This is a genomic window from Candidatus Seongchinamella marina, from assembly GCF_026262685.1.
GTDB classification, from domain to species: domain Bacteria; phylum Pseudomonadota; class Gammaproteobacteria; order Pseudomonadales; family Halieaceae; genus Halioglobus; species Halioglobus marinus.
In genome coordinates this window covers 512213-527119 of sequence record NZ_SHNP01000002.1, presented here as the reverse complement: position 1 = coordinate 527119, position 14907 = coordinate 512213, and the positions used below count along the sequence as shown (strand labels likewise).

The window sequence follows — 14907 nt, the reverse complement described above, 5'->3', positions numbered from 1 at the left end:
AATTTATTGTGGCAGCAGGGCCCCAGGAGTGATTGCTAGGCGAAAGACTGGAGGCGACTGAAGACGAAGCCTTGGCCTGAGTAATGGCTACCTAAATGAGTCGCTCATCGACTGCGCCATTGACGTGCATTGCGCTTGCCGGATGATCGTCGCTCTACATGTCGGGTCAGGATTCGCTCAGTTTCTTGCTGAACAGTGTTGCTGTGTTGCAGATCCCAAAGGATCTCCCTGGCGCGACGATAGCTGCTGGTGCAATCTATGATGGGTTCAGGGTAATCGCAGGAAAGTAGCATTCGCTCCATGGGGTTGGCGTTCCATGGCTGGTGAATAAGGTGCTCAGGCATCGTGCGCAACTCAGGAACCCACTGCCTGATAAAGTGGCCCTTGGGGTCATGATCTAGTGCTTGCTTAATGGGATTGTAAATTCGCACCGTATTGATGCCGGTGACACCCGCCTGCATTTGTAATTGTGGGTAATGAATCCCCGGTTCGAAATCCAGAAACAGACTGGCTAAATGCACTGCGGCGTCATGCCAGGGTTGCCACAGAAGATGGCAGAAGAAACTGACCAGCATGGCCCGGCATCTAAAATTGACATAGCCGGTTGCCTGTAAACAACGCATGGCTGCATCTATTAAGGGGTAACCTGTTCGCCCTTCACGCCACGCTAACTGCGCAGCGGGATCGTAACTGCGTTCCACGTCAAGGTAGCCGCGATTGAGATCTCGCCATTCCATGGAGCATTCCATTTCAAATTTCTGGATAAAGTGACAGTGCCAATGTAGTCGTGACTCGAATGCGTTCATTGAACGCTCCCAGCCAGCATAGGGCCTGCGTGCCTCCAGTGCCTGGGAGACCTGCCTTATTGAGATGTTTCCCCAGGCGAGGTGTGGAGAAAGCCGTGAGCAGTGAAGCTGGCTTTTGTCCGGTTTAGAAATATGACGTTCATAGTGGGCGCCTCGCTCTGTAAGAAAACTGTCAAGAACTTGGGTCGCAGCTGTCTCACCTCCCTGCTGCAGGTCTTGCACCGGCCGCAGCCATTGCTCGGGCGGCGAGCGCAGTAGAGCCTCGCCCAAAGCGCCGCCCGCTAATGGAGGCGGTGCACACACGGCGTCCCAAACCGGCTGGTCCTGGGGCATTTTCATGACTTCGCTCCAGCGGCGATTCCAGCCTTTGCGATCGGTGCGGCCCCGTTGGACCCCGTTAGTCGGTGATTCATGCCAGGCAATGCCTTCGTTGTTCAACCAGCTCGCGATGCTGCGATCTCGACCAAAGGTGGAATCGACCCCGGTTTCCTCATGACTGTAAACGGCAGAAATGGGGGACTCAGCGTGAATGAGTTTGAACAACGGCAACGCATCGCTCTGGAAAACCAGGACGCGAAATCTATTTTGGCGGAGTTGACGGTTCATGTCTTGTAATGACTGGCTGACGAAACGCCAATGTCGCTCAGAATAACGAGGGTCGTTGAGTAACATCGGCTCAAAGCAATAAAAAATGAATACGGGGAGTCCGCTGCTGAGCGCCCTTAACAGTGGCTGGTGATCATTCAGCCTAAGATCGCGCTTGAGCCAGACAACAGAAACGCTCATCGTGTAGTCAGCGGCTCGAGCCACTCAATGGTCTCCAGCGTATCAGCGCGCAGGATAGGGCCAGGGTGATGTTTAAGCGCTCTACGCAGGATGTGGTAGGTATCCTTATCAAACATAAAGCCTGGTAGCAGCTTTGCCGAGCGGGCGAGCTCAAGGGTGTCAAAGGTTCCAAGGTAGGCCCAGTTGTGCAGCAAATGCCATTCTTGAGCGGGCTGAAGGGTGGGATCACTCGCAACTTCATGTAGCAGCACCGGACTTGCGACGGGCCAGGCACTGAACCCTTTAAATCGGAGTGCGGCCTTTAACCGCCGATTATGCGATTCAGCGCTCTCAAAGTCAGCACAGGCTCCTCTGCAGCGCCCAATCTGAAAGTTAAAGCAGGGCCCTTTGCCTGCCTCGAGCCCAAGAATGCGCGGGCACAGGCCGTGGTCACGCGTTGCTTGCTCAAGAGCTTTTTTGGCACGCGACGGGCTCGTATAGGCGCCATAACTCGCCAAAATTTCCGGTTTGTGCATTGAATACGATTGAAGCGTTGGCACACAAAACTCACCTCGGCCGCTGGTGAGGGCATATGACCACATTTTTTTAATACTTCGCTGTCGACGATTGAAGGCTGGTGCCTGTTTTTTGATCGCATCATTCTCAAGCAGCAGTGCGCCGATTTCTCCCGCGGTGGGTCGCACATCGATACATTTTGTTTCGCTGAGCATCCTGTGTTTACGCGATAGACCGCGGGCCTCAGCCAGGTGAGTTTTCACGCGGCTCCGGATATTAATGCTTTTGCCGATGTAAAGAGCGCAGCCATTCCGATCAAGGAAGCGGTAGATACCCGGGCAGTCAGGTAACGTATGTATGATGTTGCCGGCCTGTGTGAGGCGTGGAGGAGATGGCTGGGGCATTTTAGAAATTCAGTAAGTCGACTACGTCGATACGTTGGCAATACAGCTTCAGTTTTACGAGACCAGTCTTTGTCCAGACTGCGATAGTCGCTATGTCGATGCTAGCAACGTACTATTCGCCAATGAATAGACCGACTGAAATCCTACCGAGCAACCACGAGCTGTTATCCCCCGGCATCGCAGACCTCTGGTTCGTGCCGCTCGGTGGTTGCGGCGAAATTGGGTCAAACCTGAACCTGTACGGCCACGATGGCCAGTGGCTTATTGTTGACTGTGGGATTGGTTTTGACAGAGAGCCTGGCGCTGAAGCTGTCATTACCCCGGACCCAGGGTTCATCAGTGCTCGTCGCGAGTCTTTGGTGGGGATGGTGATTACCCACGCCCATGAGGATCATGTCGGTGCGGTGGCTTACCTCTGGGAGGAACTTCAGTGCCCGGTTTACTGCACGTCGTTTACTGCGGTTATCCTAAGGCGCAAGCTGGCTGAGGCAGGACTGCTGAGCAAGGTTCCGTTGCATGTACTACCCACTGGAGCATCTCACCGCCTGGGCTGCTTTGACTTGCGATGGATCGGTATTACTCATTCGACGCCTGAGGCCCAGTGCCTGTTGATTGAGACGTCCGCGGGGCGAGTGCTGCATACCGGGGATTGGAAATGGGATGCTGATCCGCAGGTCGGACCTAGCTACGACGAGGAGACTTTCAGGTCTTTAGCGGCGCTTAAGCTTGACGCACTGGTCGGCGATTCGACCTGTGCAACCGTTGAGGGGCGATCGCCCAGTGAGGGCGACGTGGTAGCTGGTATTAACCAGGTAGTTAGCGGCGCTAGCGGACGTGTAGTGGCAACCTGCTTTGGCAGCAACATTGCAAGGATGCAAACTCTTGCCCGGGCGGCATCCGCCAGCGGGCGTTACCTTGCCCTGTTTGGTAGATCATTGGTGAATAACTACCAGGCGGCCCTTGAAACGGGTTTTTGGGACAGGGACCTGACGTTCATTGATCCAACCCATATAGGATATTTGCCGCCAGAAGAGGTCATGATCATTGCGACAGGCAGTCAGGGCGACGCGCGTGCGGCGCTCACTAGAATCGCAGCGGGGAATCATCCTGATTTAGAGCTCGAAGCGGGTGACACCGTTGTTTTTAGCTCCCGTGACATTCCTGGTAATGAACTGGCAATTGAGCGCGTTCGACAGGCGCTTGTGTCGAAAGACGTCAAAATAGTTGAGCAAACCGAGCATGGACCTTTGATTCATACTTCAGGCCATCCGGGGAGAGACGATCTGAAAGATATGTACGAGTGGGTAGCACCTCGCATCGCTATTCCCGTGCATGGGGAGCCTCATCATCTTGCGGCGCATGCGAGTTTGGCTGCGGACTGTGGAGTTCCGCAACAGCTATTGGGTCGTAATGGCGATCTATTCGTGCTGGCACCGCAGCCGGGAGTTCGCCCGGGCGCTGTTGCTGTTGGCCGACGTACGATTCGTCAGTCTGGCTCTTGATCAGTTTTGCGATGGTGCCGCTTTGATGTGCAGGCGAGTCAGCGTCTCTATCGCATGTAGGCTCTAGGGCTGGTGCCTGTCCAGCGTTTAAAAGCCCTGAAAAAAGAAGGAGGGTCGGCGAACCCTGCTGCCAACGCGATGTCATCGATGCTCATTTCTCCCTCCGCAAGATGATAAATTGCAGAGTCTCGACGGACGGCATTCTTGATGCTTTGATAAGTACTGCCTTCGGCGATCAGTCTTCGCTTGAGGGTGGTAGGGGCGTAACCCAGTGTTTTGGAAACCTCGGCCAGCGTAGGGAAACCCTTGGTTGCTTTCCCTTTCAACACATTTCTTACATTAGAAGTCAGGTTGTTGGACGATGCTGGCTTTGACATCAACGTAATCGCTGCATTTAGCAGGAACCGGCGCAAATCATGATCATTGCGCGAGATTTTCCGCTCCAGCTTGTTGGCGAAAAAGCGCAATCAGCGGCCCAGCTCATTAGCCGGTGAGTAATTGCCAATGCCAGCATGACGAATACATCCTTTTCATAAATCCTGTCGGCATTTGTCTCTAGCGTGAGCGCCCCGTATTCCGCATCTCGACTAAGTTAAAAGCTGGCGTCGTTGTTAACCAGTGCCAAGTGTTTAATCATGCGCCTTAGAAAGTGCTCTAGCGAGTCACAGTTGATGCAGGAATGGCACAGCATAGCGAATGTCCCTGGCTTCAGCGGCGTCGCCAGAAGTCCAAAGTTTTCATCCTGAAGCTTTAATGCAAGGTATCCAGTGAAATTCAGGTAGCTGGAGCGCGCGATGCGAGCCTTTTCAGCATCGAGGATTTCATCCGAGACGCCTAGTTTCAGCAGTAAAGTCTCTCGGTCCCATCCACGAAGTTGCAGAGAGGTTACGATGGCCTTGACGTAAATGGCAGGGATAGTCTCTATTGCCATTGTCCCTTGGGGCTCTCAGGTTGTTATGACCAGTGTTTTCGGTCTCTACGGCTATTTCGTAGGCCCTTTAGATTTGTTACGCTCTTAATTCGCAACCATCGTTTAGTCTACATAACCAATAACCATTACAGGGAAGTTTGCTTATGCGAAATTTCAGAGTCGGATACCTTTCAAACACAGCAATAGCGCTAGCAATTGTTGCTTCTATGGAAGGCGCAGCGCAACCGATGCTTGAAGAGGTGATCGTGACTGCGACCAAGCGAGCGGAGAGTATGCAGGACGTGCCCATCGCCATTTCGATGATGAGTGGGGATAAAATCAGCCAGCAGGACATTCAGTCTCTTGAGGACCTCGCTGTCTATATGCCGAATGTGCACATCGCCGAGGGCGGAGCAGGGGACCAGGTGTTTATTCGAGGTGTTGGCTCTGGCATTAACTATGGCTTCGAACAATCTGTCGGTACTTTTGTCGACGGGATTTATTTTGGCCGGGGGCAGGCTTCTCGAACTGCATTTTTGGATGTAGAACGCGTTGAGGTCTTAAAGGGGCCGCAGAGTACCCTTTTCGGGAAAAATACGGTCGCCGGGGCAATTAATATCACAACCAGGCGTCCCGGAGACGAATTCGAGGGTGTAATAGAAGGTAGTCTAGAACCTGAGTTCGATGGTTGGAGCACCACGCTGACGCTGTCTGGCCCTATCACGGACACTTTTGGTGCTCGCCTAGTCGTCAAACGGGAAGAAAGCGATGGCTACATGGATAATTCATTCACCGGAGACACAGAAAGAACAATGGAAGATACGGTCGGTCGTCTGGTTTTAGGCTGGGCCCCCACTGATTCATTAGACGTCCTTTTCAAGTACGAAAACGGCAAGAGTGAGTCAGAGGGCCGTCAGGACCTGGTATCAATTGCTACTGAATTTGCAACCCAAAGGTATCAAGTCGCCGATCCCGATTTTCAAGCTGGATTCGGCTATGATAAATCGGCTAAAAATATCGGCGGCATTCGACCCGATACTAATTATCACGATAGCGACTGGGATATCTTTACTCTGACCGTAGAATATATGTTCGGCGATCACTCCATTAAATCTGTTACCGGGTATGTCGACTATCAATTTGATAACTACCTGGATTCCGACTACGGGCCGCTGGAGTTTCTCGGCCGCGGTCGTGATGAGACTCATAAACAGTTCACGCAAGAGTTCCTGCTTTCTTCTCCTACCGGCGAAACCTTCGAGTATCTTGCCGGGCTGTACTATCAGGACGAAGAGCTCTCACATGATCGCTACACTGACGCTATTTTGTCTGCCGCGGGCATCGGAACAGGTAGTCTTGATGCAAGTGGTCTTGGACAATTTGATCAGGACAGTTCGACCTGGTCTGCCTTTACACAGCTTACCTGGAATCTTGGTGACAGTTTTCGCTTGATTGGAGGCCTACGCTATTCCGATGACGAAAAGGAAATGACGAAAGACGCTTTCGTCACAGACCCGTTTACCGAAACTTCGAATACTGGACTCGCCGGCATTTACGATGCGGTATTAAATTTCTCGACCGACCACTTCATGAACTCGCAAGGCGCGACTGTGTGTAGCGGGGTCGCTTATATATGTACCTCTTATCCCGATTTTGATAATAAGCGCAGTGAAGATCACGTTACAGGTGACGTCACCCTTCAGTGGGACGCTACAGATGATGTCATGACCTATTTCAAAGTTGGAAATGGTTACAAAGCGGGTGGATTTGATGAAGCCAACGGCCGAGGTCTTATTGACGCACAGGAGTATGAAGACGAAACTGTTGTGACCTACGAAATTGGCGCCAAAATGACAATGCTGGATGGGCGTGCGCGAATGAATGTAGCGGCTTTCTACAGTGAATTTGAAGACCTTCAAGTTAGCGCCTTCGATGGTAATGCCGGGTTTATTGTGGGTAATGCGGCTGAGTCGGAAGTGCAGGGCGTTGAGCTCGATGGGTCCATCGCCATAACGGAAAGCTTCACCTTCGTAGCGAGCGTCGCATACCTTAATGCCGAGTATGCAAATTTTGGAGATGCCGCTTGTAACGAGCCTCAAGTGCAAGTATTTATAGCCGACGGTGGCACCCGCGCTGGGTGTACTCAAAATCTGTCGGGCAAGCCACTGCAGTTCTCACCGGATTGGTCTGCTCATACGGCGCTAGATTATGCGACTCAGTTAGGCGATAGCCTGGCGCTTCGAGCCAGTATCGATCTCATGTACTCTGATAGTTATGAGGTTGCTAACGATCTCGACCCTGCTGTGGCGCAGGGTTCCTACACCAAGGTTAATGCACGAATAGCTTTAGCTAATATCGATGATGTATGGAGTATAGCTGTTCTGGGTAAAAACCTTACCGACGAGAAAACCAGTACTTGGGGCAACGACGTTCCATTGGCTTCGCAGGGTTTCAGCGAAACCTATTTTCAACACATTGATGCTCCAAGAAGCTACGAATTACAAGTACGTTACAGCTTTTAGACAAAGCCGAGAGCCCGGGGATCATATCCCGGGCTGATTCTTTCATGCCCTTCCAGAAAAGTGACCAGGCGGTGCTCTCTCCAGACCAGCAGACGTCAGTGTGTGACGCATTTATCTGGCGCCGCGACAATTACAGCCTGTGAATGATGCCGTATATGACGACGTTTAAATTAGACAAATTGTTCTTTGGTGCAGGCCTCTCTCTTGCTGTTGTCAGTTCTCTGGTTTTCGGAGGCGATGAAAAAACGCTACGTGCATCAGCGCTAGGTGATAGCTATTTGGGAGAGTTCTATCGAGTTGATGAGCTGTCTTCAACGTCGCCCGGTGTTCTTATTCGCCACGAAACACTTGACGAACATCAGTCTCTGAATCGGGCCGCCGACAATATCAGATTGCTGTATACCTCAACAGAGGGCCTGTTTGCAGAAGATATCGTCGCTGTGTCCGGTGCGCTGTTCATCCCACGGGGAACACCTCCGGAAGGAGGGTGGCCGCTGCTCGGATGGGCACACGGTACGGTGGGTATCGCCGACATCTGTTCACCTTCCTACAATGGCAGGCAGCAACGGGATGAGACTTATTTGAATCATTGGCTGGCAAACGGTTATGCAGTTGTCGCCTCGGATTATCAGGGGCTTGGAACACAGGGAACACATCCTTATCTTGCTACCAGGCCCGCAGCTTATAGCAATCTCGATATTATCCGGGCAGTGCAGAGCGCTGCTTTCCCGGTATCGAATACTATTGTAATGATTGGACAGTCACAGGGCGCTGCTGCAGCGATTGCAACAGTAGGCCATGCTCCAGAATACGCTCCAGAGCTGGATATTCAGGGCCTTGTTGCCACCGGAGCCCCCTATTTTAGCGCTGAGGGCATTGCCGCAATCCAGGAAACGCGCCCAAAAGATGCAGTGGACCCCAGGTTAGGATACAACTTCTTAGCATTATCAATGCTTGGCCTGATAGATCCTGAATTTGTGCTGGAGGACTACGTGTCCGCTGATGTGTTGCCAGTTGCTATGGCAGTCACTGACACGTGCTATGTTGATATGAAGAAATTGGTTAAGCGAGAACTGGTGACATACAACAAGGCTTTCAAGAAGTCGCCAGAGAAGGTTTTAACCGAAGCATTCAGGCGAATGGAATATCCGACGCTCAAATTGTCGGCGCCCGCTTTCTTTGGTATTGGTGGGAAGGATATCAATACCCCACCGCGTATGCAGCAAGCGCTGGTAACCAGCGCATGTGTTGCAGGGTCGAGGGTAAGAGCGCACTTTTATCCATCGGCGACCCATGGCAGCATCGTGAATGGCTCTACAGAAGAGTCCTCACAATTTGTTGCTTCGGTGTTCGCTGGTGAAGAGATCATTGGCAATTGCAATGAGCTCCCGTTTTAACACCGCAAACCCATGACACCACAACTCACCTTGATTTGGACGATGAGCTATGGACAGTAAGATTCCCCGCGATAGCGAAAATGACTACAGTGATGAGATCGTAAAGCAAAGGCAACAATTTCTGGAGACGATAACGGGTTCCCGTTTGAACTACACCAAGGGGTACAATTTTGATCCTTCGGATATGGACGGAAATTGCGAACACTTTTTTGGGGTTGCTCAGGTGCCTATTGGCGTAGCCGGTCCCTTGTTAGTCAACGGTGAGCACGCTCAGGGTGAGTTTTACGTTCCGCTCGCGACTATAGAGGGCACTCTCATTGCCAGTTATAACAGAGGCATGAGGCTGATTCGCGAAAGCGGCGGAGTTATGACCACCGTATGCGGTGACGCTATGCAGCGAGCCCCTGCGTTTGTATTCAAAAACAGTCGGGAAGCCCGTGATTTTTCGAATTGGTTAAGGGAAAACTTCGAAGCTATCAAGCAACAGGCTGAATCAACGACATCTGTTGGGAAGCTTGTTGAGATAGAGCAGTATGTGTTCCACAATTTTGTAAATACTCGCTTTAACTTCACAACGGGCGACGCTGCCGGACAGAATATGACAGGCCGAGCTACTTATGTCGCCTGTGAGTGGATTCGGCAGCAATACCCCCAACTGCGTCACTATATGCTTTCAAGTAATTTCGAGACTGAGAAGAAGCCCTCTTCTTTGAACTCACTGGGAGGAAGAGGGCGTCGAGTGACAGCGGAAATCACTATTCCAAAAGCGGTGCTCAGTAGTTTGATGCGCGCGACTCCAGAGCAAATGGCCTATGGAAACCAGCTCAGCCTCATGAGCTCTTACATAGCAGGTTCCACCAGTAATGCGGCACATCCGGCCAATGGGCTCGCTGCGTTATATATTGCCACCGGGCAAGACGCGGGCTGTATCGGTGAAGCGGTACAAAGTACCGTATACAGTTATGTGACCCGGGACGGAGACCTCTACTTTTCAATTACGCTGCCTGCTTTGGTCATGGCGACCTATGGCGGAGGTACCGGTTTACCCACGCAAAGAGAATGCCTTGAGTTGATGGATTGTTATGGCCAAGGTAAAGCATATAAGCTCATTGAAATAGCGGCTGCGACGGTGCTGGCGGGAGAATTGTCACTGGGAGCGGCAACTCGCAGAAACAAGGAGTCCGGAAAAAACGAATGGGTAGATGCTCATGAAAAGTTGGGACGAAACCGATAGCGGGACTAGCGATATCGGGTCAATCTGCGAAGCATTTAAAAGTATTCATAGCTAAAAAGAGAGGACATAGAGGTGGAAGCATTCTCGGTAGAAGATAGGCAGGCGATGTGCGATACATTTTCCAGGCTTCTTCAGGATATGGCTGATGAACCGAAGCTTCGTCAGCTGCTGATTACTGAGTCAGGATTTGATCAGAGCGTTTGGGAAAAAATGTCTCAGCTGGGCTTAATGGGAATACTCATTGGTCCAGAACATGGAGGCGTTGGCGGGAGTCTGGTGGAGGTTGAGGCTTTGATGGAACATGCCGGAGCATACCTCTACGGCGGGCCGTTTATATCCACATGCGTTATCGCCCCAACTATTTTATCTGCCTGCAGTGACGAGAGCCTGGCAGAGGAGTGCCTGAGGGCAATCACGGAGGGCTCGGCAATATTTTCTGTCGCCGGCTGTGGTAGCAGTGGCGCCTGGGATCTTCCGCCGGAGGTGCAGGCAGTCTTTGTGGACCAAAGTTGGCTGCTCACTGGAACGGCGGACTTTGTTTCATACGCAGCTGTTGCCAATCAATGCCTTGTCTATGCCAATGTGGATGGCGGTAAAGGCGTCTTTCTCGTCGATATGAACGAGAATGGTATTGCCTTAACGCCGCACAACACTGATGACGCCACTATTCGCCTATCTTCGATGTCGTTGGATGCTGTTGTTGCCCGCCAGGTAGAGGGTGTGGGTGAGGAAGTGATGGAAGAGGCGCTTCAGGTGGCTCTGGTGGCTCTGGCTGGCGAGCAGGTCGGGGCAGCACGCCGTATCTTTGAAATCACTATGGAATATCTGAAAACTCGCCACCAGTTTGGCCAGCCTATTGGCAGCTTTCAGGCTTTGAAGCACATTGCGGCAGATCTCCTTATTGAGCTTGAGTCAGCATCGAGCGCCGCTCAGCATGCCGCACGAGCCATTGCAGCGGGCAGTGATGACCGGAAGCTGATGTCTTGTCTCGCCGGCTTCACTTGCGCTGATAATTATCGAAAGATCGCAGCTGATGTTATCCAGCTGCATGGTGGCATTGCTTACACCATGGAGCATCCTGCTCATCTTTTCTGGCGGCGCGCGCAGACAGGGCAGTGGCTTTATTGTTCATCCGAGACACTTCGAGACAACTATCTTGCAGAGATGGAGAAAATGCTATGAGCGACGCACTACGCGAAGAGGTTGAAAACTGGCTTCAGCGTCACTGGGACAGCGATAATCTCAGAGCTGTTGACACTGAAGTTTATGACGAGAAGCGCTGGCTGTCAGAAGTTGTTGACGCAGGCTATGCCACACCTACCTGGTCTAAAGCGTGGTTTGGACGTGAGCTGTCGCAGAGAGAGGCCCGCGTTATTGAAAAAACCTTTCAGAAGCACCGCGCTCCTGGCTGGGGTAAGGATCGTTTTTCTCTTGGCGCCATTACTCTTTACAAAATGGGCAGTGAAGCGTTGAAGGCTGAACTGTTGCGTGAACTTCTCATCGGACCTATCTGCTGTCTGCTTTACTCCGAACCGGGGGCAGGGTCAGATCTTGCGGGAATTCGCACGCGTGCTGTAAAGGACGGTGATGAATTTATTATTAATGGCCAGAAAGTATGGACCTCAAATGCACAGGAAGCAGAGTATGGGATGCTGCTGACAAGAACGGATTTTGATGTGCCGAAACACCAGGGGATTACGTTTTTTATCTTCCCGATGAAACAGGAGGGTGTTGAGGTAAGGCCCATTAATCAGATAACCAGAGAATCTGAGTTTAACGAGGTGTTCATCTCCAATGCCCGGGTGTCAGAACGCTACATCATTGGCGACTATAACAAGGGCTGGAAGTCTTTCCAGGCGGCAATAGCATCTGAGCGGCTGATCATGGGTATGGGCGTCACGGCTCGCTCCGGAATGTCTTCGCACAGCAAGGCACCAGCGTTGCTTAGGCTGGCGCACAAATATGATCGACTAAAAGAGCCGGCGCTAAGGCAAGAGATAGCGCAGGCTCTGGCGTATCGACAATTAAACTCATTAACCATGCAGCGCGCTGTGGAGGAGATCAAAACAAACGGAATGTCGTCTCTGATGTCTCTGGGTAAATTATCTATGTCGCGTATTCAACACGGCGAAGCTCGCCTGTCAGGCACCATTCTAGGGCCTCGAGTCTTAGTCAACGATACAGAGGATGCGCGGCATGCAAATTTCGATGCAGCCAAGGCTTATATGAACTCAATTGGTGGTGGCACTGACCAGATACAGAGAAATATCATAGCTGAGCGAATTTTAGGCCTCCCCAGGTCTAATGATGTCGACCGCGAGATACCGTTCAAGGAAATAAAAACAGGCGGCTAATGCCGGCTTTCTAAAGCTGCAGGCGAGCGTGGAAACTCGGTGAAGTAGGGGGCTCGTTGCTTGCTTATAGACGCATTCGGCCGCCGGTGGGGTCATAGAGCGCGCGCAACGATGCCCTGGCTCTGTGCCTGACCGTGGCTACTTCAATTTCGAAATCTGCACTCTCGAGTATCTCTGCGTTCAGGCCTTGCGCGTTGACGTACCCCATGCCGATAGCGGCGCCCATGCTATGTCCATACATGCCTGATGACAGAAACCCCACAACGTCGCCATTCATCACAATCGGTTCATTGTGATAGAGCAGTGGTTCAGGGTTTTCCAGCACAAACTGCACCAGTCGACGGTCTTGTGAGCCCGCTTCCCTGGCTGTCAAAAACGCAGCTCGACCAATGAAGTCAGCAGCATCAGGTTTTGCCGTAAACGATAAGCCAGCCTGAAACAGATTATCTTCCGCGGCGATATCGTGGCCCCAGTGACGGAAGCCTTTTTCTAGTCGAAGGCTATTGAGAGCGTGCAAGCCGACGTTAGCCAATCCGTATTTCCTGCCAGCCTGATGCAGGGCATTAAATACCATCAGTGCCTCACGTTGGGGAACGAACAACTCCCATCCCAGCTCACCGACGTAGGACAGTCTTTGCATCCACACGGTTGAGTTTGCCACCTGCGCAAATCGGCCGCTGCCAAATGCAAAGCCATCTGCAGATAAATCACTGTCCGTAATGTGTTGCAATAGCCGTCGAGCGTCAGGACCTTGAACGCTGAGGCAGGCATGCTGTGTGGTGACGTCGGTAATCTCGGTTTGTCCCAACAGATTTTTTTTCAGTCGCCACCAGTCACGGTTTAGAGATGCGATTCCAGTGATGACCCAGAAACGGTTTGCGGCCAGCCTTGCGATTGTCAGGTCAGCTTCAATGCCACCGCGTTCATTAAGCCATTGCGTATACACCACCTGGCCATGGTCTACATCGATATTGGCGCAACTCAAATTTTGTAGCGTTGTTACAGCATCTTTACCGGTAACTTCAAATTTTCCAAACGAAGAAATGTCATAGACACCTACATTTTCCCTAACCGCCGTATGCTCGGCGGCAGAAAATTCGAACCAGTTCTGGCGTTTATAGCTGTAATCGTATTCGGCAGGCGCTCCGTTACGCGCAAACCAGTTGGGACGCTCATACCCGCCGACTTCGCCGAAACATGCCCCCTGGTCCAGTAGGGCCTGGTGCAGCGGTGACTGAATCAAATTACGCGCGGTCTGGTACTGGTAAAAGGGCCAGTGCATCGCATAAGTATGACCCAATGCCTCTGGTATTCTTGCTTTCACATAAGTATCGGTCGTTTGCACCGCATTATTACGGCGTACATCGGTCTCTGTAATTTCACCAGAGGGATGTCCGTCGATAACCCAATCCGCCAGTATTTTCCCCAAACCACCAGAGGCTGCAATGCCTTTGGAGTTCATGCCACAGGCGACATAGAAATTTTCTACTTCTGGCGTTGGTCCAAGGAGGTGTAAATTGTCGTTGGTAAAGCTTTCAGGACCGTTAAAAAATGTCCTGATTCCCGCGTTGCCAAACCCGGGAAATGTCTCCATAGCGGCCAATAAATGAGGTTCTATGTGAGCCATGTCGGTCGGAAACTCATCGAAACAGAAATCTTCAGTAATTCGTGACATGGGACATCCGATGGCGTTTTTTTCAAACCAGCCAATCAGCATTTTCCCCGCGTCTTCTTTGAAATAGAGACCTTTGTCAAAGTCACGCATGACAGGCCGCCGCGTCAATCCAGGTATTGCATCGGTAACAACGTAATAGTGTTCGCAGGCATAGAGGGGAAGTTCTATGCCTATTTTTTTTGCAATGTCCCGTGACCAGAGGCCGCCAGTAAGAATCACCTTGCGCGCCTTGATGTCTCCTTGTGCGGTGCGCACACCTACTGCCTTGTCGCCATCCAGTAGGATGTCGTCGACTTTCAGGTCTTCAATAATTTTCGCGCCGCGACTGCGCGCACCTTTTGCCAGGGCCTGGGTGGTATCAACGGGATTTGTCTGACCGTCTTTTTCGATGTAGAGACTTCCTAGCACACCCTGCGTATTCACCCCAGGATAGAGCGCTTCCAGGCGCTGGTTGTCGATCATTTCTGAATCAACATCAAACACCCCGGCCAGAGAGGCATTGCGTTGCAACTCTTCGAGGCGCTCCTCGGTGCGAGCCAGTGATACGCTGCCAATGCGCCGATAACCCGTAGCCTGACCTGTTTCTTCTTCAAGTGAAGCGTAGAGTTCATGGCAGTACTTCGCCAGGCGGGTCAGCGTAGGTGTAGGCCATAACATACTTACCAGGCCGGCTGCGTGCCATGTTGTGCCGCAGGTGAGTTGTTTACGTTCCAGTAATACAACATCGCTTACGCCACGCTGGGTCAGGTGATAAGCAATGGAGCAACCAACAATGCCACCGCCAACAATGACGATTTCTGCTTCTGTAGGAAGATCCATAAA

The 14907-nt window shown here is 51.8% G+C and carries 11 protein-coding genes; 6 read left to right on the top strand and 5 right to left on the bottom strand.

Features of this window, described 5'->3' with window-relative positions; translation table 11 throughout:
* Positions 1-104: 104 nt before the first annotated feature.
* Both EYC87_RS07325 and EYC87_RS07320 read right to left on the bottom strand, forming a co-directional pair.
* Positions 105-1616 (bottom strand): FAD-binding domain-containing protein, encoded by a 1512-nt coding sequence (locus tag EYC87_RS07325; protein ID WP_279252305.1) that lies wholly within the window; start codon positions 1614-1616, stop codon positions 105-107.
* Positions 1589-2491, bottom strand: coding sequence for a GIY-YIG nuclease family protein (locus tag EYC87_RS07320; RefSeq protein WP_040540137.1), 903 nt, complete (start codon positions 2489-2491; stop codon positions 1589-1591). Before EYC87_RS07320 ends, EYC87_RS07325 begins: the two co-directional genes overlap by 28 nt.
* Positions 2492-2613: 122 nt before the next feature.
* Here EYC87_RS07320 and EYC87_RS07315 point away from each other — a divergent pair, with 122 nt between their 5' ends.
* Entirely contained in the window at positions 2614-3993 is a 1380-nt protein-coding gene (locus tag EYC87_RS07315) for a ribonuclease J (protein WP_279252304.1), read from the top strand.
* A 47-nt stretch (positions 3994-4040) separates the two neighbouring features.
* On the opposite strand, the gene EYC87_RS07310 is transcribed toward EYC87_RS07315, so the two are convergent.
* Both EYC87_RS07310 and EYC87_RS07305 read right to left on the bottom strand, forming a co-directional pair.
* The gene (locus EYC87_RS07310; RefSeq protein WP_279252303.1) at positions 4041-4370 is read right to left on the bottom strand and encodes a helix-turn-helix domain-containing protein; all 330 of its coding nucleotides are present in this window, start codon (positions 4368-4370) and stop codon (positions 4041-4043) included.
* A 215-nt stretch (positions 4371-4585) separates the two neighbouring features.
* Positions 4586-4924 (bottom strand): AraC family transcriptional regulator ligand-binding domain-containing protein, encoded by a 339-nt coding sequence (locus EYC87_RS07305; RefSeq protein WP_279252302.1) that lies wholly within the window; start codon positions 4922-4924, stop codon positions 4586-4588.
* A 143-nt stretch (positions 4925-5067) separates the two neighbouring features.
* Here EYC87_RS07305 and EYC87_RS07300 point away from each other — a divergent pair, with 143 nt between their 5' ends.
* The 5 genes from EYC87_RS07300 to EYC87_RS07280 all read left to right on the top strand — a co-directional run bounded on the left by EYC87_RS07300 (position 5068) and on the right by EYC87_RS07280 (position 12410).
* Positions 5068-7425 carry a TonB-dependent receptor gene (locus EYC87_RS07300; protein ID WP_279252301.1) on the top strand — a complete coding sequence of 786 codons (2358 nt, stop codon included), beginning with the start codon at positions 5068-5070 and terminating at the stop codon, positions 7423-7425.
* Between the two features lie 155 nt (positions 7426-7580).
* The gene (locus EYC87_RS07295) at positions 7581-8822 is read left to right on the top strand and encodes a lipase family protein (RefSeq protein WP_279252300.1); all 1242 of its coding nucleotides are present in this window, start codon (positions 7581-7583) and stop codon (positions 8820-8822) included.
* A gap of 49 nt (positions 8823-8871) precedes the next feature.
* A complete protein-coding gene (locus EYC87_RS07290; RefSeq protein ID WP_007227917.1) occupies positions 8872-10056 on the top strand; it encodes a hydroxymethylglutaryl-CoA reductase in 1185 nt (394 codons plus the stop codon).
* Between the two features lie 72 nt (positions 10057-10128).
* Positions 10129-11238: an acyl-CoA dehydrogenase family protein gene (locus tag EYC87_RS07285; RefSeq protein WP_279252299.1), complete on the top strand. Its 1110-nt coding sequence runs from the start codon at positions 10129-10131 to the stop codon at positions 11236-11238.
* Entirely contained in the window at positions 11235-12410 is a 1176-nt protein-coding gene (locus tag EYC87_RS07280; protein WP_279252298.1) for an acyl-CoA dehydrogenase family protein, read from the top strand. Before EYC87_RS07285 ends, EYC87_RS07280 begins: the two co-directional genes overlap by 4 nt.
* A gap of 64 nt (positions 12411-12474) precedes the next feature.
* Here the strand turns inward: EYC87_RS07280 and EYC87_RS07275 are convergent, their stop codons facing one another.
* Positions 12475-14904 carry a GcvT family protein gene (locus EYC87_RS07275; protein ID WP_279252297.1) on the bottom strand — a complete coding sequence of 810 codons (2430 nt, stop codon included), beginning with the start codon at positions 14902-14904 and terminating at the stop codon, positions 12475-12477.
* Positions 14905-14907: the final 3 nt, after the last annotated feature.